Annotated in this window: 18 protein-coding genes, 1 tRNA gene and 1 pseudogene; 14 read left to right on the forward strand and 6 right to left on the reverse strand. The window is 59.3% G+C overall.

Translation table 11 applies throughout. From position 1 onward, the window contains the following. Positions 1-47 precede the first annotated feature (47 nt). Both ACR0I8_RS12750 and ACR0I8_RS12755 read left to right on the forward strand, forming a co-directional pair. Complete coding sequence (locus ACR0I8_RS12750; protein ID WP_170691284.1) at positions 48-1,343, forward strand: lipoprotein-releasing ABC transporter permease subunit; 1,296 nt, start codon at positions 48-50, stop codon at positions 1,341-1,343. Then, the gene (locus ACR0I8_RS12755; RefSeq protein ID WP_170691286.1) at positions 1,336-2,022 is read left to right on the forward strand and encodes an ABC transporter ATP-binding protein; all 687 of its coding nucleotides are present in this window, start codon (positions 1,336-1,338) and stop codon (positions 2,020-2,022) included. Before ACR0I8_RS12750 ends, ACR0I8_RS12755 begins: the two co-directional genes overlap by 8 nt. On the opposite strand, the gene ACR0I8_RS12760 is transcribed toward ACR0I8_RS12755, so the two are convergent. After that, entirely contained in the window at positions 2,006-2,443 is a 438-nt protein-coding gene (locus ACR0I8_RS12760; RefSeq protein ID WP_170471758.1) for a DMT family transporter, read from the reverse strand. The genes ACR0I8_RS12755 and ACR0I8_RS12760 overlap by 17 nt on opposite strands. Positions 2,444-2,541: 98 nt before the next feature. Here ACR0I8_RS12760 and ACR0I8_RS12765 point away from each other — a divergent pair, with 98 nt between their 5' ends. Then, entirely contained in the window at positions 2,542-2,946 is a 405-nt protein-coding gene (locus ACR0I8_RS12765; RefSeq protein ID WP_170471756.1) for a c-type cytochrome, read from the forward strand. Between the two features lie 3 nt (positions 2,947-2,949). Here ACR0I8_RS12765 and ACR0I8_RS12770 read toward each other — a convergent pair whose 3' ends face one another. Continuing rightward, positions 2,950-3,636 carry a hypothetical protein gene (locus ACR0I8_RS12770; protein ID WP_170477161.1) on the reverse strand — a complete coding sequence of 229 codons (687 nt, stop codon included), beginning with the start codon at positions 3,634-3,636 and terminating at the stop codon, positions 2,950-2,952. Positions 3,637-3,777: 141 nt separating this feature from the next. Between ACR0I8_RS12770 and ACR0I8_RS12775 the strand changes: the two genes are divergently transcribed. The 5 genes from ACR0I8_RS12775 to ACR0I8_RS12795 all read left to right on the forward strand — a co-directional run bounded on the left by ACR0I8_RS12775 (position 3,778) and on the right by ACR0I8_RS12795 (position 7,692). Next, positions 3,778-4,443: an NnrU family protein gene (locus ACR0I8_RS12775; RefSeq protein ID WP_480703225.1), complete on the forward strand. Its 666-nt coding sequence runs from the start codon at positions 3,778-3,780 to the stop codon at positions 4,441-4,443. Positions 4,444-4,513: 70 nt separating this feature from the next. Beyond that, positions 4,514-5,035 (forward strand): DUF2478 domain-containing protein, encoded by a 522-nt coding sequence (locus tag ACR0I8_RS12780; RefSeq protein ID WP_170691289.1) that lies wholly within the window; start codon positions 4,514-4,516, stop codon positions 5,033-5,035. An 88-nt stretch (positions 5,036-5,123) separates the two neighbouring features. Then, positions 5,124-6,371 carry a D-arabinono-1,4-lactone oxidase gene (locus ACR0I8_RS12785; RefSeq protein ID WP_170691291.1) on the forward strand — a complete coding sequence of 416 codons (1,248 nt, stop codon included), beginning with the start codon at positions 5,124-5,126 and terminating at the stop codon, positions 6,369-6,371. Continuing rightward, complete coding sequence (locus ACR0I8_RS12790; RefSeq protein WP_170691293.1) at positions 6,368-7,486, forward strand: alanine racemase; 1,119 nt, start codon at positions 6,368-6,370, stop codon at positions 7,484-7,486. The genes ACR0I8_RS12785 and ACR0I8_RS12790 overlap by 4 nt, the downstream gene beginning before the upstream one ends. A 120-nt stretch (positions 7,487-7,606) precedes the next feature. After that, positions 7,607-7,692: transfer RNA gene (locus ACR0I8_RS12795), tRNA-Leu, on the forward strand. Positions 7,693-7,703: 11 nt separating this feature from the next. On the opposite strand, the gene ACR0I8_RS12800 is transcribed toward ACR0I8_RS12795, so the two are convergent. Together ACR0I8_RS12800 and ACR0I8_RS12805 are read right to left on the reverse strand one after the other, a co-directional pair. Continuing rightward, complete coding sequence (locus tag ACR0I8_RS12800) at positions 7,704-8,219, reverse strand: hypothetical protein (RefSeq protein WP_170691295.1); 516 nt, start codon at positions 8,217-8,219, stop codon at positions 7,704-7,706. Further along, positions 8,194-8,946, reverse strand: coding sequence for a response regulator transcription factor (locus tag ACR0I8_RS12805; RefSeq protein ID WP_170691297.1), 753 nt, complete (start codon positions 8,944-8,946; stop codon positions 8,194-8,196). Before ACR0I8_RS12805 ends, ACR0I8_RS12800 begins: the two co-directional genes overlap by 26 nt. A gap of 601 nt (positions 8,947-9,547) precedes the next feature. Here ACR0I8_RS12805 and ACR0I8_RS12810 point away from each other — a divergent pair. From ACR0I8_RS12810 to ACR0I8_RS12830, 5 genes are all read left to right on the forward strand, one after another. After that, positions 9,548-12,130, forward strand: a complete 2,583-nt coding sequence (locus ACR0I8_RS12810) for a hypothetical protein (RefSeq protein WP_170691299.1) — start codon at positions 9,548-9,550, stop codon at positions 12,128-12,130. 132 nt (positions 12,131-12,262) lie between these two features. Then, positions 12,263-14,194, forward strand: coding sequence for a type I secretion protein (locus ACR0I8_RS12815; protein ID WP_170691300.1), 1,932 nt, complete (start codon positions 12,263-12,265; stop codon positions 14,192-14,194). A gap of 38 nt (positions 14,195-14,232) precedes the next feature. Next, complete coding sequence (locus ACR0I8_RS12820; protein ID WP_170691302.1) at positions 14,233-16,449, forward strand: type I secretion system permease/ATPase; 2,217 nt, start codon at positions 14,233-14,235, stop codon at positions 16,447-16,449. A gap of 2 nt (positions 16,450-16,451) precedes the next feature. Then, on the forward strand, positions 16,452-17,804 hold the full coding sequence (locus ACR0I8_RS12825) for an HlyD family type I secretion periplasmic adaptor subunit (protein ID WP_170665526.1): 1,353 nt from the start codon (positions 16,452-16,454) through the stop codon (positions 17,802-17,804). 73 nt (positions 17,805-17,877) lie between these two features. Beyond that, the gene (locus tag ACR0I8_RS12830; protein ID WP_170691304.1) at positions 17,878-18,255 is read left to right on the forward strand and encodes a rhodanese-like domain-containing protein; all 378 of its coding nucleotides are present in this window, start codon (positions 17,878-17,880) and stop codon (positions 18,253-18,255) included. Between the two features lie 9 nt (positions 18,256-18,264). Here ACR0I8_RS12830 and ACR0I8_RS12835 read toward each other — a convergent pair whose 3' ends face one another. Beyond that, the gene (locus ACR0I8_RS12835) at positions 18,265-19,023 is read right to left on the reverse strand and encodes an alpha/beta fold hydrolase (RefSeq protein WP_170691305.1); all 759 of its coding nucleotides are present in this window, start codon (positions 19,021-19,023) and stop codon (positions 18,265-18,267) included. Positions 19,024-19,112: 89 nt separating this feature from the next. On the opposite strand from ACR0I8_RS12835, the gene ACR0I8_RS12840 reads away from it, so the two are divergent. After that, positions 19,113-19,487 (forward strand): hypothetical protein, encoded by a 375-nt coding sequence (locus ACR0I8_RS12840; RefSeq protein ID WP_170691307.1) that lies wholly within the window; start codon positions 19,113-19,115, stop codon positions 19,485-19,487. 70 nt (positions 19,488-19,557) lie between these two features. Here ACR0I8_RS12840 and glyA read toward each other — a convergent pair. Continuing rightward, positions 19,558-19,788 (reverse strand): annotated as a pseudogene (gene glyA, locus ACR0I8_RS12845) (serine hydroxymethyltransferase); the annotation flags it as partial.

Here is a 19,788-nt window from a genome sequence, read left to right on the forward strand (position 1 = left end):
AAATGCCGAGAGGGTCGCGCCAAACCAGAAAACAACCCGGAGCAGGCATGGCCAAAACACCCCCGCCTTTCGCCCCTTTTGAATGGAAGATCGCCTGGCGCTACCTACGCGCGCGTCGGGCCGAGGGTGGCGTCAGCGTGATGACCTGGATCTCGCTGATCGGGATCACGCTGGCTGTTTTTGCCCTGATTGCGACCCTAGCGGTGCGCTCGGGGTTCCGGGCGGAATTCGTTGGCACCATTCTGGGGGCCAACGCGCATGTGACGGTCTATTCCTCGGGTGAGATCGACGCGCAGGGGCGGGTTGACCGGACCATTGCGGATTTTGAGGATCGTACGGCGCGTCTGGCGCAGGTTCCCAGCGTTGAGCGGGTCGCCCCCTTGGTCAAAGGGCAGGTGCTGATCACCAACCGCGACCGCAGCAGTGGGGTTCAGGTGTTCGGGATGCGACCGGACGATCTGCGCGACTTGCCGGGGATTGCGGAAAGCGAGGAAGCGGTTGGCGATCTGTCCGAGTTTCAGACGGGCAAAGACGTCATCGCCATCGGCTCCGGCGTAGCACGCAGCATTGGCGCCACGGTTGGCGACACCGTCAAACTGACTTCGCCCAACGGGGTCAAAACCGCCTTTGGAACATCGCCACGGGTGAATGCATATCGAGTGATCTATGTGTTCTCGGCCGGGCGTTACGATATCGACCGCACGCGGGTCTATATGCCGTTCTCGCAGGCGCAGAGTTTCTTCAACCGTGAGGGCGTCGCCGACGAGATCGAGGTCATGGTCGAACGCCCCGAAAACCTCAATCCAATCCTAATTCCGATCCTTGAGGCCGCAGGTGAGCGCAGCCAAATCTGGACGTGGCAGGATGCCTCGGGCGGGTTCTTGAGGGCACTGGAGGTTGAGGACAACGTGATGTTCATCATCCTGTCGATCCTTGTCCTCATTGCGGCAATGAACATCGTCTCGGGCCTGATTATGTTGGTTAAAAACAAAGGCCGAGACATCGGTATCCTGCGCACCATTGGTCTCAGCGAGGGCTCGGTCCTGCGGGTGTTTTTCATCTGCGGCGCCTTCACGGGCATCATAGGAACGGTCATGGGTGTGATCCTGGGTTGCCTGTTTGCGCTCTATATCGACCCGATCTTCTCGTTTGTGAACTACGCCATGGGCGGCGGTGTCTGGGATCCGTCGATCCGAGGGATCTACGCCTTGCCCGCCGAGCTTCACCTCAGCGATGTTCTGAAGGCGATTGGCTTGTCTCTGGGCCTGTCTTTTCTTGTCACCTATTTCCCCGCCCGCCGCGCCGCGCGGCTGAACCCGGTTGAGGCGCTGCGCTATGAATGATGCGAGCTTGCGGCTGAACGGCCTGACGAAAACCTACCTGCAGGGAACCCCCGGTGAGGTGCAGGTTTTGCGCGGGATTGATCTGGAGTTGCAGGCAGGGGAGGCCGTCGCGCTTGTTGCGCCGTCGGGTGCAGGCAAGTCGACCCTGTTGCATATCGCCGGGCTGCTGGACACGCCGGACAGCGGAAGCGTTGAGATTGCGGGGCAAAACCTCGCTGGCAAAGGCGACCGCACGCGCACCTCTGTGCGACGTCAGGATGTTGGGTTCGTCTATCAGTTCCACCACCTGCTGCCCGAATTCACAGCGCTGGAGAACGTCACCCTGCCACAACTCGCCAACGGTGTGTCCGAGCGGGACGCGCAGGGCAGGGCGATGTCTCTGTTGGACCGCGTCGGAGTCGCCCAACGCGCCGATCACCGACCGGCGGCGCTGTCCGGGGGTGAACAGCAGAGGGTCGCGTTCTGTCGCGCTCTGGCCAACGCGCCGCGCGTTTTGCTGGCGGATGAGCCGACGGGCAACCTTGATCCGGATACGTCGGATCAGGTGTTTGAGGCTCTGATGACCCTGGTTCGCGACCAGGGCCTTTCCGCTCTGATCGCCACGCACAATCTGGACTTGGCCGCACGGATGGACCGCGTCGTCAGGCTGGAAGGCGGAGTGCTCAAGCCAGTTGAGTGATCGCAACTCCGATTGCCATCACCGCAATCCCACCCGCGCGCATCAGGGTAAGTGGCGTGACCTGTGCGCCGAACAAGCCGAAATGGTCGATGGCGGCCGTGCTGATCAATTGTCCCAATAGGACAAAGAACACGGCATTGCCGACGCCGAAATGCGGCGCGACATGGGTGATCGACAGGACGTAGAAAGCAATCAGAACACCCGCCAGCAACAGGTGTTTTGGGGCCTGCGCCACTTTTGACAACGCCTCAAAACCGGGAAAGACCACCATCACCAGCGCGGAAGACCCGAAGGCGATGGCAAACAGGATCACAGCCGCTGTTGTCGGCGAGCCGATAAGCTTGCCGAGCGCCGCGTTCAAAGCTGCCAGGATAGGGACTCCGATCCCGGCGGCCAACATGATGGCTGCGTAGTGTGTCATGGCCCGAACCCTCTTTACCCGTATTCGTTGATCTGGATCATTGCGCCAAGCCGCGCAGCGGGCAAGCCTGTTGAGAGCAAATGTGGTAGGAGGATGCGATGATCACAAAGCTTTGTTTTGCAACGGCGTCAGCTCTGATTGCCATGTCTGTCCCCCTATGGGCGCAGGATGCAGAGAAAGGCGCTGAGCTTTACCAGCACTATTGCGCCACCTGTCACGGGATTGATGCAACCGGCCATGGGCCGATGGCGGGTGTGCTGGTCATTCAGCCAACCAACCTGAAGACACTGGCAAACGCGGACGGTGCCTTCCCAACGGCCCGTGTGGTGGCGCGGATTGACGGGCGTGATCCGTTGGTGAGCCACGGCAGTCCAATGCCAGTTTATGGCCCGTATTTCGAAGGGCAGGACACCGCGATCAAAACGCCCGATGGGCAACCTATTCTGACCAGCCAGCCCATCGTGGATCTGGTGGAGTATCTGAAAACCCTGCAGGACAGCTAAGCCTTAGCTGCAGATGCCTTCGATCTTTGCCTCGCTCCAAGGGATTGCGATGTCCCGCTCACGGCCGGTCTGTGGCAGCGGGGACAGATCGAAGTGCTCCCCCAGCATATCGTGCAACCTTTTGGTGCGCTGCGCCTGAGGGTCCAGTGCACGACAGCAGACATATTCCTCGACAATCGCGCCCTGCTGTTCAAACCCGTAGGACAGGAAATCGGGCGAGGTTTCCAGATCGAACAGATACGGATCCTTGCGCCCGCCATGTTCTGCTGCGGCCCGCAGCGGGTGATAGCCTGTGGTCTCGCGATTCTGCCATTGCCAGATATGGGTCAGTTCGTGCGCCAGCAGCATGGCGGCGATCAGGTTCATCTCTTCGGGGTAGTCGGACATATAGTCCTCAAGATACCAATCGCGCGCGAAATAGACCTTGTTGAACAGGGCAACGGCGGCCGGTTTTCCGGTGACTACCCCTGCCTCGACAGGGGGCAGGATGCGTTCCCGGCAGGCCTCACGCGGGCGCGCTTCGCGGAAATAGGTGACTGGCACGACGGGAGCCCCTTTTACCAGCCGGACGCTATCCAGATCCAAGGTCGTGCCTTGCACCGCGCTTGCAAAGCCACGCTCCTGCTCGGTCAGGGGACGCCCGCAGGAGGACAGAAGCAAAAGGAGCATAAACAGAATGCGCAAAGCCATGAGGTCAACCCTAGTGCGTCACTTGCGTTGCGCAAGGCGATTTCACGTAGACGTGGCCGCGCTGTAGCCGGTACTTGATCTGGCACAAGACCAAATCGGCACGATACCGCTACACGGGTCGAAACATCTATCGGAGAGTCCATGTCCAGTTGGGTGCCATTCATATCGGCTTTGACTGCGTTTTTCCTCAGCCACGCCATTCCCGCGCGGGCTCCGGTGCGGGCCAGATTGATCACGGTTCTGGGGCAAAAGGGGTATCTTCTGGCGTATTCGCTTTTGTCCCTAGTTGTCCTTGCATGGCTGATCGTGGCCGCGGCGAACGCGCCCTATGTCGAGGTGATCCCTCCGTGGCCGGTGCTGCGCTGGGCGCCGTTGGCCGTGATGCCGGTTGTATGCTGGCTCGCGGTGGCCGGACTGACCACCAGTAATCCGTTTTCCTTTGGTGGGCTGGGAAAGGCGGGTTTTGATCCGGACCGCCCCGGTATTTTGCGCACCACCCGCCATCCGCTTTTGGCGGCGCTGATGCTGTGGGCCGGGGCGCATCTTCTGGCGAATGGCAGTTTGTCTCATGTGATCCTGTTTGGCATGTTCGCCGGTTTTGCCGCGCTGGGCATGACGTTGATCGATCGCCGCACAGCTCGGTCATTGCGGGCGGATTGGCCGAGGCTGTCGCGCAATACGGCGCGGTTTTCGCTGCGCGCGCCCTCACCGTGGCCGCCCCTTCACGTGTGGCTTGCGTCGCTTGCCGTCTTTGCGTTTCTGATCAGTTTGCACGGTGCTGTGATCGGCGTCTCGCCACTTCCCTGACACAAGGAGTGGTCGACCAGTGTGTCCCGTGCTATCTGCTATGCCGAAGTCTGACTTACGAGGTCCAAAAATGCATCTGGCCTATGTTACCACCACTGATCGCGGCGCGACTGACCGCTTGTTAAGCGCAGTGGCCGCACACCTGCTGGCGCGTGGTGCCAAACTGGCGGGGGTCGTGCAGACCAACACGGAATGCACCGATAGCAGCAAATGCGATATGGATGTGCAGGTTCTGCCCGATGGCGAGACCATCCGTATCTCGCAATCCTTAGGCGAGCACTCGCGCGGCTGCCGTCTGGACCCTGCAGCGCTCGAGCAGGCTGTAGGACAGGTCATGGCAACGCTTGCCAATGACCCGCAGCTGATGATCATCAACAAGTTCGGCAAGCATGAGGCCGACGGGCGCGGTTTCCGCCCCGTCATTGCTGAGGCGCTGGCGCAGGACATCCCCGTTTTGCTGGGCGTCAACGGGTTGAATGATGAGAAGTTTCAGGCCTTCTCGGGCGGGGCGGCAGAACAGCTGACGCCGGATATTGAGGCGATTGTCAGCTGGTTCGAAAAGGTCTCAGCCCAGCGGGCGGATGCCGCATAAGGGCAGCCTCACGTAGCGTAATGCGCTGATATCCTGACTTGTTTGGCCGAGCATCGGCTGCAATCCTCTCTCTGGGAGGATTTTAGGCATGTGGGCAAACTGGGCCGGGAACGAAACCGCCACCGCTCCGATTGCGCGCCCTTTGGGGTTAGAACAGCTGCGGGCGATGGTGGCGGAACCTGCAAACCTGCGGGTCGTCGGGGCAGGGCATTCCTTTACCCCAATCGTAGGCGGGGCCGAGCGGATATTGGATCTGTCACAGTTGCATTTGCCTACGGTTGGACCTGTCGAAGATGGGCAGGTCTGGGCCAATGCCAATGCGCGTCTGCGTGATCTTTCGCCCGCCTTAGCTGAACAGGGTGTGGCGTTCCGCAATCTGGGCGACATCAACACGCAATCTCTGGCCGGGGCTGCATCCACGGCTACTCATGGCACTGGACGCACTTTGCCCTGCCTGGCGGCCGAGATTGCAGATGCCAAGTTCATTGGGGCGACTGGTGACATACTGACCACTTCGCAAATCCCGCTGGAGATGGCGCAGGTGACGCTGGGTCTATTGGGCATTCTGACCGAGGCGCGGATCAATGTCGTGCCGAAATACAATCTGCGCCGTCGGGTCACGCTGACCGATCTGCCGGATGTCTTGGCCAACATGCATCAGAATTGGGCCGAGAACCGGAATTTTGAGTTCTTCTACATCCCCTTCACCGGCAAAGCGGTCGAGCTGCGCCACGCCGTCACCGATGCCCCCGAAAGCAAGGCCCCTCGCGATCTGGATATGCTGGCGGTCAAGGTGCTGAAGCTCGCCCGAAACGCTGGGCGCTTCAGTCCCGGTCTGCGCAAGCTGCTGCTGAACCTGCTCACGTTGGCCCATTCGGATGAGGATTACGTCGGCGAAAGTTGGCGGGTGCTGTGCAGCGACAGACATATTCGGTTCAAGGAGATGGAGTATCATCTGCCAGTTGACGTTGCCGGTGATATTTTGGCCGAGGTCTTTCTCCGACTAGAGCGTGACCACAAGGACATCTATTTTCCGATCGAAGTGCGCCAGACGGCGGGTGACACGGCCTGCCTGTCGCCTTTTCAGGGCGGCCCACGGATCTCGATCGCGCTGCACACGGATGCGGGTGAAGATCACAGCCGCTATTTCAACGCTCTGGAACCGTTATTTCTCGAGGCTGGAGGGCGCCCGCATTGGGGCAAGATGCACAGTCTTTCCTACAAAGACTTGTCCGGCCTGTTTCCGGATTTCGACCGGTTCTGCGCCCTGCGTGAGGAATTGGACCCACAGGGCAAATTCATGACGCCCGCCTTGGCTCGGTTGTTCCGGCCATGAGCGATCCCTACCTCACCAGGTTGTCCGAGGCTTTGCGCACCCACGGGGTCGATCAGCCTGTCGTCGCAATAGACCTGGATCGGGTCGAGGCAAATTGCCGGGCAGCACAGGCCGCAGCTGACCCCGGACTGGACCGGCGCTTGGTCGCAAAATCTCTGCCTTGCCTGCCGTTGCTGGATCATATCCGCGGGCTGATCCCCAGCTCAGGCTTGATGAGCTTCTCCGAACCGATGCTAATGGAGCTACTGCAAGCGGAAAAAGATACGGACCATCTGATCGGAAAACCGCTGCCCGTTACTTCTGCGACGCGTGTGTTGCAGACCAGCCCGGACGCCACAGATCGGGTGCAATGGCTGATCGACACCCCAGAACGCCTGCGCGAGTATCTGGCTTTGGCGGAAACAAGCCAAACGGCCCTGCGTTTGTCGCTTGAGGTGGATATCGGCCTGCACCGTGGCGGGTTGAAAGTGGATCAGGTTGCCGAACTCGCACGGGTTATCTCTGCGCATCCAAACGCGCGCTTAAGCGGGCTTATGGGGTATGAGGCGCATCTGGCGAAGCTGCCCGGTCTCCTGAAGTCACGGGCAACGAAGGCCAGCGCCAAAGCGTTTGAACATGCCGTGGCTGCACTGCCTGAAGGCGCGGTTTATTGCCTGAACACCGGCGGCAGCCTGACCTTTCATAGCTATCACACACCCGGGCCAGCCACCGAGGTTGCGTTTGGCTCGATCCTCGTGAAGCCATCCGATTTCGACCACGCGACCACCACTGGCTTTCAACCGGCTGCGTTTCTGGCCACCCCTGTCCTCAAGTCCATGCCTTCAAACCCTCTGCCGGGTTTGGAGTTCCTGCCCCAGCGCAAAACTCATATCGCGATCTTCGGAGGACATTTTCTCGGCCAATCCGTACACCCCGGCGGGTTCACCTATTCCTCGGTCTTTGGGCGGTCCAGCAATCAGGAGGTTTGGACCGGCCGCTCTAGCCATGCCGTCAAACCCGGTGACATCGCGTTGATCCGCCCGAGCCAGAGCGAGGCTGTTCTGAACCAGTTCGGAACGGTTTTAGCGGTGCGAGAAGGGCAGGTGATCGCGGAATGGCCATGCTTGCCGAATTGACTCCGATAGCACAGCGATACTTGCGCGATTTTTCAGCCGTTTTTCACCGCGAAGCGCATTGAATTCGCAAAGCTATGGGCGTAGTTCTCAACGCGTGCCGACCTCGGGTCGACACAGGTTGCCCGCGTGGTGGAATGGTAGACACAAGAGACTTAAAATCTCTGGGCCGGAAGGCCGTGCCGGTTCGAGTCCGGCCGCGGGTACCACACACAGCTCCTTAGACCGGATAGTCGAGCCTTGTGATCAGCTGCCAGATATCTCGGTTCAGGGTGGATAGATCTTCGACAACCTGTTCGATCTCGCGCAGGGCTTCACCGTCCAGAGTATCCGTGCGACCCATTTTGATGTCTGTTTTCCGGTCCGCAATGCGCATCAGAATGGTCTTGGGGTTGCCGCTTTCTGGATCGAAAGAATAGATGCAATGATTGAACCGGTTGCGAATGCCGGACAGTTTTCCAAGCCGTTTTGTGTGCTCCAGGATCGGGTCTCGAATGCCCTCGGGGCGGCCATCCATTTTCGCGAGCCGCTCAACCAGATCAATCCGGGCGCGGGTCGTGTTCAGGGTCAGAAATATGATTACGGCAGAGTCTTTGCTGGTTCCCGCCAGACCCGCAATAAGGTGGATCAGCAGGCTTTCGGTGTTGGTCCACATATAGTTTAACCGCCCCACCAGCAGTATCAGCCGGTCAAACCGCTCTTCCACGAGATCAGCCAACACGGGGGCTTTGCGCATCAAAAGGCGCAACCTCGAAATAGAAATGAGCGGCGGCGGTCCGGTTGCTGACCCCGATTTTGCCGACCACATTGTGCATATGCAGTTTGACGGTGTGTTCCGTGATCCCCAACCCGGCAGCGATGACCTTGTTGCTCTGGCCTTGAGACACCAGCCTGAGGACCTCTTTTTCCCGTTTTGTCAGCCTGTCGAAGAGTTCAACCTGTTGTGTGTCGGCGGGCTTGGGCGTTACAGATGATGCCGGTGCCTTGCAGGGGTTCGCTTGGGGGCCCGCGATACAATCCGCGAGGAAGCTGGGCAGGTGAAGCTGCTCATGCATCAGCAGCCTCAAGATTGATCGCCACACGTCAGGGGCGACGTTCATAGGCAGAAAGCCGATCTCGCCGTACCGGCCTCGATCCCAGCGTTCAAACAGATGCCGTGCTGCGGCGTCCTTGCGATAAGAAAACGCGAGGCATCCAAACGGAACCTGTGACGCGTATTTACTTGGCCGTTCCAGCAGATCCTCCAGCATGACCTGATCTACGACGAGAACGCGGCTATCCTTTGCTTTGGTAGATGTTAGGTCGTCCAGTGAATCGAAACGAGATGCACGAACGTCAAACTCGTTCTGGACGCTTCTGAGGGTTTGATTGGAGAGAAAAAGCTCTCGACCAATGAAGTGAATTGAAAGGTCTTCGGTCTTGATATTCTGGTAGGCGTAGTCACGCTCAGACGAGTCAATCATTACTGTCCCCCCACTAAAAAACCGAACTGCAATTCGCAGTTTTTCGCACAAGTAATTCGGGCAGTTCGAAAGCCGAAATAGTCTTAAAAATATAGACTTATTGTAGATGAAATGTAGGGGGTCAGCAACCGGATATTCGGATTTGATACTTGGTCCTAGAACCATTGATTAGGGTTGTGTTCCGGTGATTTCGGGTAAGTAGAGGGAATTCAACGGCTTCTTTCGTCTAAGCCCAATTGGTAGGGTTTTAGGTCGGATTTTTTAGCGAAAACTCCGACCACTCCCGCAATATCCCCGGATTTCAACAGGCTAGACGTTCTAGAGCTTTTCGATAGCTTGGCAGCTTTGTCAAAGGCTGCGACGCTTCCTCTACTTCAGATTGCGAAGGTTTTTCCTTTAACGCCCGCTTTTCGCGCATTTTCGCGAATCTCTTTTCAGCGGGGACGTCGGCTTAGCCGGGAAAGGAGGTGCAGAAAGCTCGGAACCAACAGACCGCAGGGTTATGCGTTCAGGCATACCGTGCGGATTTTTGTTTCAACCGCACGAGTAACCACCTTTGAGATGAATGGTGGTCAGGTGCGCCAATAGAGTGGAAAGCAATATGTCTGACCGTAGAATTCTATCCCCAGTCACAACCGTCGAAGAAATTGATGTTGAAGACATGGACCCGGTCGTTGAAGACCCGGGTGTTGAAGATCCTGAATTGGAGATGGCTGAAAACGCCCAACAGCAGCAACAGCAACAACAACAGTCTGTCGACAACACAAACGGCGGTGACGACAGCAACACCAATGGTGGCAACGACAGTAACACCAATGGTGGAAACGACAGCAACACGAACGGTGGCAATGACAGCAACACCAATGGTGGCAATGACAGCAATACCGTTCGCGACAATGGCAACAGCACCAATGACAATGTGAACCGGGTCGATATCGACTTTGGTGAAGGCGAGTGGATTCCGCGCGACGATGACAAGGTCGACGTAGACATCGGCGACGATGCCTCGACCGGTGACGTGATCACGGCCGGAGACGACGTGAACTATGATCCCGGTGACGATCTGAATCTGGATATTTCGTTGAACGGCGAAGGCAATGACATGGCCTCGTTCAACAACCAGTATGCCAGCCTGACGGACAATGACACGCTGAACGGTGCGACCGTGTCCAACTCCGGTACCTTCGAACAGAATGGTGATGCCAATGGCGGCACCGCGACTGCAGAAGAGGGTATCGACACATCGTCCGATGGTGGAGCGTCTGGCAGCGGTGGCACCAGCCATGGCGGTGATGCGTGGGGTGATACCCATGGCAGCACTTCGATGGCCCTCGGTGGCCACTCCGGAGATGCGAACGGCGCGGCAACCGGTGGAGCGGGCGCAAGCTCGGGCGAAGCGAATAACGGCAGCATCGGTCTAGGCCTATCCGGGGCGCAGTCGGATGGTGACGGTACCGGCGCCGCTGGCGGCAACGCCAACAGCACCTCGAACGCGACGAACTCCGGAACGTCCAGTGCAAGCAGCTCTGGCGATGGTGGAGAAGGCGGCGCGGCTGGATCTCTGGGTCTTGGTGTTGGTCTTGGTCTGTCCGGCTCGAACGCGAGCGGTAACGCGGATGGCGGCGACAATACATCCGGTTCGATGGGAACTGGCCTTGGTCTGGCGGGCACTGATGCGTCTGCACAAGGCTCGAACGCTGGCGACGGCAATGCCCAATCCAGCGGTAGCGCCGACAACACAAGCTCTGGCAGCAACCAGGCCAACGGCGCGACCGCTGGCAGCAACAATGCTGCTGGGATCGCGGGTGCTGGCGCTATGGGGGCCAATGACGCAGATGGCGGCAATGGTCCGGGCGGTAGCGGCTCTGGCGGTACTGGGACCGGTGGCAATGGTCCGGGTGGTGACGGAACTGGCGGTAACGGGCCGGGCGGATCTGGCACTGGTGGCGACGGACCGGGCGGTTCGGGTACTGGTGGTAACGGACCGGGCGGCACAGGTTCCGGCGGTAATGGTCCGGGTGGTGCTGGCCCAGGTGGCACAGGCTCTGGCGGAGCCTCTGGAACAGCCGAGGGCGCACTGTCTGCGCTGAACCAGCAGAATCTTGGTCTTGGTCTGAATCTGGCCGATCCTGATCCGACAACGGGCGGTGGCGGCACAGCCGGAGATGCAACTGGAACCGGTGGCGCCGGATCTGGCGGAGCAGGCTCTGGCGGCAATGGCCCCGGTGGCGCAGGCTCTGGCGGTAACGGTCCGGGCGGTACAGGTGCCGGCGGCAATGGTCCTGGCGGTGCGGGTTCGGGCGGTAATGGTCCGGGCGGTGCAGGCACCGGTGGCATGGGTTCAGGCGGGAATGGTCCCGGCGGTGCAGGTGCCGGTGGCGCAGGCGGCGGCCGCGTTGACACAAGCTCGGACGCGCAAGGCGTTGGCGACCAGTCTGCGACAGGTCCTGACATCTCGCAAAGCCCGGGTGACGTGACAGGTGCAACCAACAACCTGCAAACCCCGGACGGATCGGGCGGCGGCGGCGGCAGCAATGCGACCGATGGCACGGCCGAAGCAACCGGAACTGGTGAATCGACTGCCGAAGGTACTGGCGGTGCAGGTGGCATGACCTCGCCGACGTCGAGCTCGGCCGGTAGTGGTGCTGGATCTGCGGATGCGACCAACACAGCAGGCGATGGTGGTGACAACGAAGTGTTTGCAGAAGCTGACACCGATGGAACCGCTGACAGTCTGGCCGAAGCGATTGCCGGATATGGCGGAGCAGGGTCGGCTGACAATGATGCGACCTCGACCGGAACCGGCAGCGCGACAGGTTCGGCCATGTCCGGTGACGGCGGCTATGGTGGAGCGGCCACAGCGGCCGGCGGCACCAGCGGCGCGGTCATGGGAAGCTCGACCGGCGGCATGACAAATGGTGCAACCAATACCGGTGGCGAGGCCTCGGGCGCCAATTCTGGCGCAGGTGGTGCAGGCGGAAACGCCGGTACTTGGGGCTCCGACAACGGTGGCGATGGCATCGTGAACGGCGAATCCTATGCCTCGGCTGCGGCTGTTGTCGATACGGCGGCGTTCAACCAGTCGATCGTCATGGGCGCAAACGTCCTTGGTAACTCGGTCGATACGACCATGGTGGGCGGCTCGATGACGTCGTCCTACGCCAGCGACGATACCGAGGTCTAAGACCCGTTTCGGGCTCTGCCATATTCAGAGCCCGAGCTTTCTTCAAAACCGCCGGGGGCGCGCCACGTGGCCCCGGCTTAGCAAACCCAAAGCGGAAATTTTCGGCCGTAGCGGGTGACAAGGAACCTTAATATGTCCCTCGACAGTATTACTGAAACGATTGCACATTTTGTTGGAACTTTTGAGCTGACAATCGAACAAGGACGATTGAGAGACCAGTATGAAGAGTTCACCGCGCTGCGGCGGAAAGTCGAACTTGAAGATCTGTCAGACCCCACAAGAATTGAGGTCAAGGCCACGTTGAAGGCCGATCCGGGTAACTATGCCCCGATCCCTTTCAAATTCAACACACCTCCGGCCGAGTTGCCGCCACCACCCCCGGCAAACGGCCCGAACTATGAGACAAACATTTTCCTCGACCCACCAGAGGGTCCTTCTGAGGCGGTACGCGAGGCGGCATTGGGTCCGTCGGAAGCACCGCCCTTGATGCTGTTCCAGTTTCAGAACGAACTGATTGGATCAGCAGTCACCTACACGTTCCAGACACTGTTCCTGCGCGACAATGACGTCGTCGGAGAAGGGGAGTTCCGCGATGTCGACGCTCTGATCAGTGCAGGGCAGGACATGCTCGAGACCGCCCTGACATTCCATGCGGTGGCGGCGCCGTCCTTTGCGTTGGCCGACTATGCTTCGCTTGAACTGCTCTCTGAGATTGCCGAGCAGATTGTGAACCCGATGAACTCCGAGATCGAAGGTGTCACGGTTCACCAATTCCACGGCGAAGACGCCGTTGGTGTGATCATAAACGGCGAAAAGGTTGAAGAGGCTTTGGAATGGGACGACCTGCTTCCGGCCTATCACCAACCAGATGAGGAAACCGAAACGCCGGATATGCTGCCCACAGAATGGGATCGCTCGGAAGATGAAGAATTTGCCGACGGCCATATGGTCATCGCGGGCGGAAATCTTGCGGTCAACGAAGTGGCGGCAACGATTGCCTGGATTGATGCGCCCTACATAGCCGTAGGCGGCAAGGCGATGGATTTGACTGTGATCAGCCAGGTCGCTGTGATTTCCGATTGGGACCAGATCGAACAAGGCGGGAGCAGCGGAACCAAGGTGGTGCAGTCAGCCTCGGTCGGCGTTGAGGCGAAAGCCGCCTATTGGCTGAACCAGGCTGAGGGGGCCGAAGGACAACCCGCCTTTGCCTCGGTCGATTGGATCAGTGGCGATCTGGTCGTTGCGAATTTCATCAAGCAAGAGATCGACGCCACGGATATCGACCACATCCAGGTCGAAATCTCGGCCAGCACGACGCTTTATGCGATGGGCGACAATCAGATGGTCAATGTCACCGATATTGTCCAGCTGGGCAGCTACTATGATGTGATCATGATCGGCGGCAACATGATATCCGTCGATATGCTTTTCCAGACCAACGTGTTAATGGATGACGATATCGTATCGGGCGGCTTGATCTCGGCGCAGGGTGATGAAAACCTTGTCATGAACGAGGCCTCCGTTTCGAAAACGGGCGAGGACAGCCACAAGGTGCTGCACCAGGATATGGCCAATGCCATGGCGCTGGGTGAAGCAGACATGGACGCGCTTGAAGACGCATTGCTTAACGATCCCATGTTCGCTGGGATGGAGCAGATACGTGCCCTGAAAATTGAGGGCGATCTGCTACAGGTCAACATCATGGAACAGGTTACCATGCTGCTGGATCAGGACGATGTGCACGTGTCTGGGCCCAAGGCGGCCGAGACGGAAATCATCGCGGGCAGCAATGCCCTGTTGAATGCGGCAAATGTTGCCAAGGCTGGGATCGACTCGGTGGTGATGGCGGCTGAGGAAACCTATTCCGATCTGCTCCTGCATCAGGCCAGCCTGTATGATATGCCAGATCAGGAGGGCGTCTCTGAGCTGACAAATGATGCCATCGCCGTGTTGATGGAAGAGGCCAATAGCGAGCTGGCCAAGATCCACGAAACCGTCGCCAAACAAACAGCCCCGACCGAGATGGCGGGCGCTGACGACGGCCTGCAGTCCATGCTGGCCTGATTTCCTGTAATTTTAGCGAGTGACCGGAAGGTTAGTTTATGTCGATTGTGTTTTCGTCGCGCCGCTCCATCTGTTCCAGCCCTTTGGATCGAAATGGCGGCGTTGCTGTGTCCGAGGCGCCGCGTACCGAAAAGGGATCGAATGCGCCGCAAGAACCCAAAGATTCAGCCCTGCTTCTGCTACATGATGCGCTGCGCGTCGATACGCCTGAAGCCTTGAAACACAAGGAGAAAGTAGCAGCTGAAAACTGTACTGCAGAACCGAAGAACACTCACCGCGCCGATTCTCCCCTTCGGCGCGAACAGCCGCAACCTTCGCAAGATACGACTCCTGAAGGTGGCGGCGCTGGGGTGGCCGAAGCCGAGGCCTCTGATCCTGTTGACACCAACATACCCAAAGCGCGTAAGACCCCCTCTGCGCGCACAGATGGTGGGGATCGCATAGGCACTACGATTGAGGCCAAGGCAAACGAGCCGTTGCCGCCGACCAAATCTGGCGGTGGTGACGGCAATGGGCCACCCCACACCTTTCACAAGCGAACCCCGCCCGAGGATTTCCGGCGCACGTTGCGGGTCTCGATGCGCGCGATCTACCGCAATCTGGTGTTCGTTCTGGTGCTGACCTGCGCCACCAATATTCTGATCCTCGCCATTCCTATCTACCTGTTTCAGATCAGCGACCGAGTCCTGACCAGCCGATCATTGGATACGCTGATCATGCTGACCACGATCGTTGCCGGAGCGGTGATTTTTCAGGCGGCCTTTGATGCGGTCCGTCGGTTCATGCTGATGCGCACGGCGGTCGAAGTGGCCGCGCGGCTGGGCGCCCCTGTGCTGAGTGCTGCGGCCCATGCCTCATTGCACGGCAACGGTCGCGAGTATCAGACCCTTGGGGATCTGCAGCAGGTGCGCGGGTTTTTGGTCTCGGGCACGCTGATCTCATTTCTGGATGTGCCTTTTGCGCCGCTTTTCATTCTGATGATCTTTCTGGTGCATCCGCAGCTTGGCATGATCGTTGTCGTAACGGCCCTGCTGTTGATGACGATTGCCCTGATCAACCAGAAAACGACCGCGAAACCGTTTGCGGAGGCGAACAAAGCCCAGTCCATGGCGAACCAGCATCTGGATTCGATGTCGCGCAACAGCCAGATCATCAACGCGCTGGCGATGATCCCCGAGGCAGTTCGGATCTGGGGCCGCGATACCGCGCAATCTCTGACATGGCAGGTGCGCGCGCAGGATCGCAACGTGATCTTCGCTGCTATTTCGCGGGCCGTGCGTCTGCTGACCCAGATCGCCATCTTGGGGTGGGGGGCGTTTCTGGCCCTGCAAGGTGAGATCACCGGCGGCATGGTCATCGCAGCCTCGATCATCGCCGGGCGTGCCTTTGCGCCCATCGAAGGCTCGATTGAAGGTTGGAACGGCTTCCTGTTGACCCGGGGGGCCTATGGCCGGATCAACGCGCTTTTGTCCAATTCCGCGCTTCAGTTCGAAAAACTGCGCCTGCCGCGTCCCGAGGGACGGCTCGATGTTGAACGCCTTCTCTATGTGCCGGGCGGGACCAAACGCGTCGTGCTGAACGGGATCACCTTCGCGCTCAATCCCGGTGAGACGCTGGCGATCATCGGTAATTCCGGCGCGGGCAAGACGACGCTGGGCAAGACGCTTGTGGGGTCGATCCTGCCGACTTCGGGCAGCGTGCGACTGGACCTAATGGACATCCGCAACTGGGACCCGCGCCAGTTTGGCGAAAGCATCGGCTACCTGCCGCAGGACGTTCAGCTGTTCCCCGGCACCATCAAAGACAATATCGGTCGGATGCGAGAAGACGCGACCGACGAACAAATCCACGATGCTGCCGTTCTGGCCGATGTCCACAACATGATCGCAACCCTGCCGCAGGGCTATGAAACCGTTGTCGCCGCTGATGGATCGCCCCTGTCAGGTGGGCAGAAACAACGCATTGCTCTGGCGCGCGCCTTCTTTGGCAACCCACGTCTGGTGGTGTTGGATGAGCCGAACTCGAACCTTGACGTGGCGGGGGATCAGGCCCTGGCGCGGGCGATAGCGCAGGCCAAGGACAGCAAGATCACAGTCGTTGTGATTACGCAAAAGCCGACACTTCTGAATGTGGTGGACAAGATCATGCTGCTGACCGACGGGCGCGTCGCCTTGTTCGGCCAGCGTGAACAGGTGCTGCAGCAACTGAATGCGCCACGAAAACAACCCGGCATTGAAGGCCAGCAGGGGGGCTGATCATGAACGATATCGTACCCGTCAACACGTCTCCGTCCGAGCCGACCGTCTGGTATGCCGAGGTTCCACGCTCGATCAACCGCCTGATCGTGGTGGGGTTCGTGATGCTGGTCGTGTGTTTCGGCGGCTTCGGCGTCTGGGCCTTCAGCGCGCCACTGGCGGCGGCCGTCATCGCGCAGGGCAGTTTTGTTGCCACCGGTCGGAACAAGATCGTTCAGCACCTTGAGGGGGGGATTATCGAGGATATCAAGGTCTCGGAAGGTGAGGCCGTGCAAGCCGGTCAGGTACTGATGACGCTGGACCAGACCTCGGCTGAGGCCAATGAGAGAGAGCTGTTTATCCGCAAGATCCGCCTGCAAGCCATGACCGAACGGTTGCTGGCAGAATATGGCGAGCGCGAAAAGCTCAACTTCTCCCCCGACCTGATCGAGGCATCAAATGATGTTGAGGTGATGACGATCCTCGATGGCCAACGGCTCAGCTTTGATGTCTCGCGCAAAACGCTGTTGAACGATGTCGCGCTTTTGGCGCGCAACATGGAGGCTTTAAGGATCCGCGCCAGCGGGTTTGAGGCACAGTTGAAAAGCATGCAGAGACGCTCGGAAATCCTGCAAGAGGAATTCGAGACCAAGGAAGCCTTGTTCGAAAAAGGATTGGTGCGCAAAGGCGATCTCAATACGATCCGCCGCGTTCAGGCCGAGGCCGATGGCCAGCAAGCCCGCCTGCAGGCCGAAGCCGCTGAGATCAACCAGATGCTGTTGAAATACGAAGAACAGATATCACGCACCCGTTCAGCCTATCGCGAGGCTGCGCTGGATGAGTTGGGTGTGATCGAAGCCGACCTTGAAAGTGTGCGCGAGAAATCCCGACAGGCCCGCAGCGTTCTGGCTCGCGCGGTCGTGCGTGCGCCCGTCACCGGAACCGTCGTGCGCCTGCACTACCACACGCCCGGTGGGGTGATCGAAACCGGCGAACCCATCGCCGAGATCCTGCCCGCAGACGCCCCGCTGATAATCGAGGCCCAGATTCCCCGCACCGAGATTGACAGCGTTGTTACCGGGCAGGACGCGACGGTGCGCCTGATCGCGCTCAATCAGCGCACAACCCCGGTTCTGAGCGGTCAGGTCTTCTATGTCTCAGCCGACGCGCTGGTCGAGGACTCCCAGGGCGTCCCGCAAGAGGTCTATTTGGCGCGCATCTCTCTAACACCTGAAGAGCTAAAACGTGTCAGGGGGTTTGTACCCACTCCGGGCATGCCGGCCGAGATCATGATCCAGACCGAAGAACGCACTTTTGCCGCCTATATCGCCAAACCAGTCTCAGACAGCATGTCTCGGGCATTTCGCGAGCAATAGTTTGATTTGGCTACACCAACCCGTCGTCGCATGCTAATCCTCGCATGTGTAGGCAAAATGGGGGGCGGTGTAAATGCCACTAACAGTGAAGGACATGATGGAGGCGGCCAATGCGGTGGTCGCGCGCATCGAAGTGGATCAGGCCAAGGCGCTGATCGAGGGCGGAGCGCTTCTGCTGGATGTCCGCGACATGGTCGAGCTTCAGCAGTCGGGTCGCGCAACCGGCGCGCATCACATCCCACGCGGCATGCTTGAGTTCCGTGCCGATGACACGCTGAAATCCCATGACCCCGAGCTGCGCAAAGACCGGGCTGTGATCCTCTACTGCGCTGCCGGAGGGCGCGCGGCGCTGGCAGGGAAGCTCCTTAGGGATATGGGCTATGACGAGGTCTATAACCTTGGCGGCCTGGCGGATTGGGTCAATGGCGGCGGCGACACCGAGTCCGCCTGAAGGCGCAGGTTATGCGTTCAGGAACGCCCGGACGGCGGCCTCAAATTCACGGGGCTTTTCGGCATGCAGCCAATGCCCGGCCCCGGGGATTTTGGCAAAACGCGCGGCGGGAAACAGAGTTTTGATCTTGTCGCGGTGTTCGGGCAGAACATAATCGGAATTGGCCCCGGCCAGAAACAGCGCTGGGCCGTCCCACTGGGCGTCCACCTCAGGGAACCCCATGATCTTGGGCATCTCGGACGCTAGGGCATCAAGGTTCAAAAGCCAGCGTTTCCCCTCGATATCCAGCGATTGGGTAAAGAAGCTCTGCAACGCCGGATCAACCCCTTGCTCTGCCAGCTGCTCCGCCGCGTCCGACCGGCGCGTAACCCGCGAGAAATCGACTGCGCGCATCGCCTCGATGAACTGGATCTGGCTATGGCTGTAGGTCACCGGCGCAATATCAGCGACCACCAGTTTGCGGACCAGACCTCCATGCTGCAAAGCCAGCATCATGGCCGCCTTGCCCCCCATCGAATGCCCCACCACATCGGCTGATCGACCAAGGCTATCGATCACTTCCGCCAGATCGGACGCGAGATCGGGATAGTCGTGCTGGTCGCTCCACAGGCTCTGCGAGTGGTTGCGCATGTCGACGGCAATCACCTGCCGCTCGTCGGAAAGACGCCGCGCGATGACGCCCCAGTTGCGAGCCGAGCCATAGAGCCCGTGCGCAATCAACAGAGGAGGGGTGTCCGTCGGGTCGCCATGGATGATCGTATTCAGCATAGTCTTGTGATACGCGCGACGGCACCGAACAACCAGCCCCATTGTCGCCCCAGTGCAGGGCGGTTAAGTTGTCCCGTCAGGAGGCGCAGATGACGCAGGAAACAGATATCCAGACCCAGATCGCGCAGACCATTCAGTTGCTGCGCAAGAAACTGGGGGTCAAGGACAAGACGCTGATCGCCTCGGTGCGCCGCGCCAAGCGGCGTTTGCCACGCAAAGTCTACAAGCAGGCCATGGTGTTGGCGCAAGCCGAACCGATGGCTGAACATCCGAAACTGCGTCTGGTCCTGGACGGGCCGAAGCTTGAGAAAGCCTCGGATGAGGTGCAGAACCATCTGAATGCCATCAATTTGGCGGACCGTCGATTGGGATGGTTTCTGAGCTTTCTTGGCTCAGTCGGGTTGGGCCTGATCGCTTTGGCGGCAGTGACGATGATTGTGTTGCGCTGGCGCGGGTTCATCTGACCCAAACGTTGTTGCAACGAAAAACGGCGCCATTTCTGGCGCCGTTTTCTTTTTCGGTTTCCGGTAAGAATTACAGGTTCGGATAGATAGGGAAGCGGGCGCAGAGGTCGGCGACTTCTGCTTTGACCTTGGCCTCGACCTCGGCGTTGCCGTCTTCGCCATTGGCGGCGAGACCGTCGACCACTTCGATGATCCAATCCGCGATCTGGCGGAACTCGACCTCGCCAAAGCCGCGTGTGGTTCCGGCGGGCGAGCCCAGACGGATGCCCGAAGTGATGGTCGGCTTCTCCGGGTCAAACGG

This window comes from Ruegeria sp. BG9 (genome assembly GCF_056538305.1).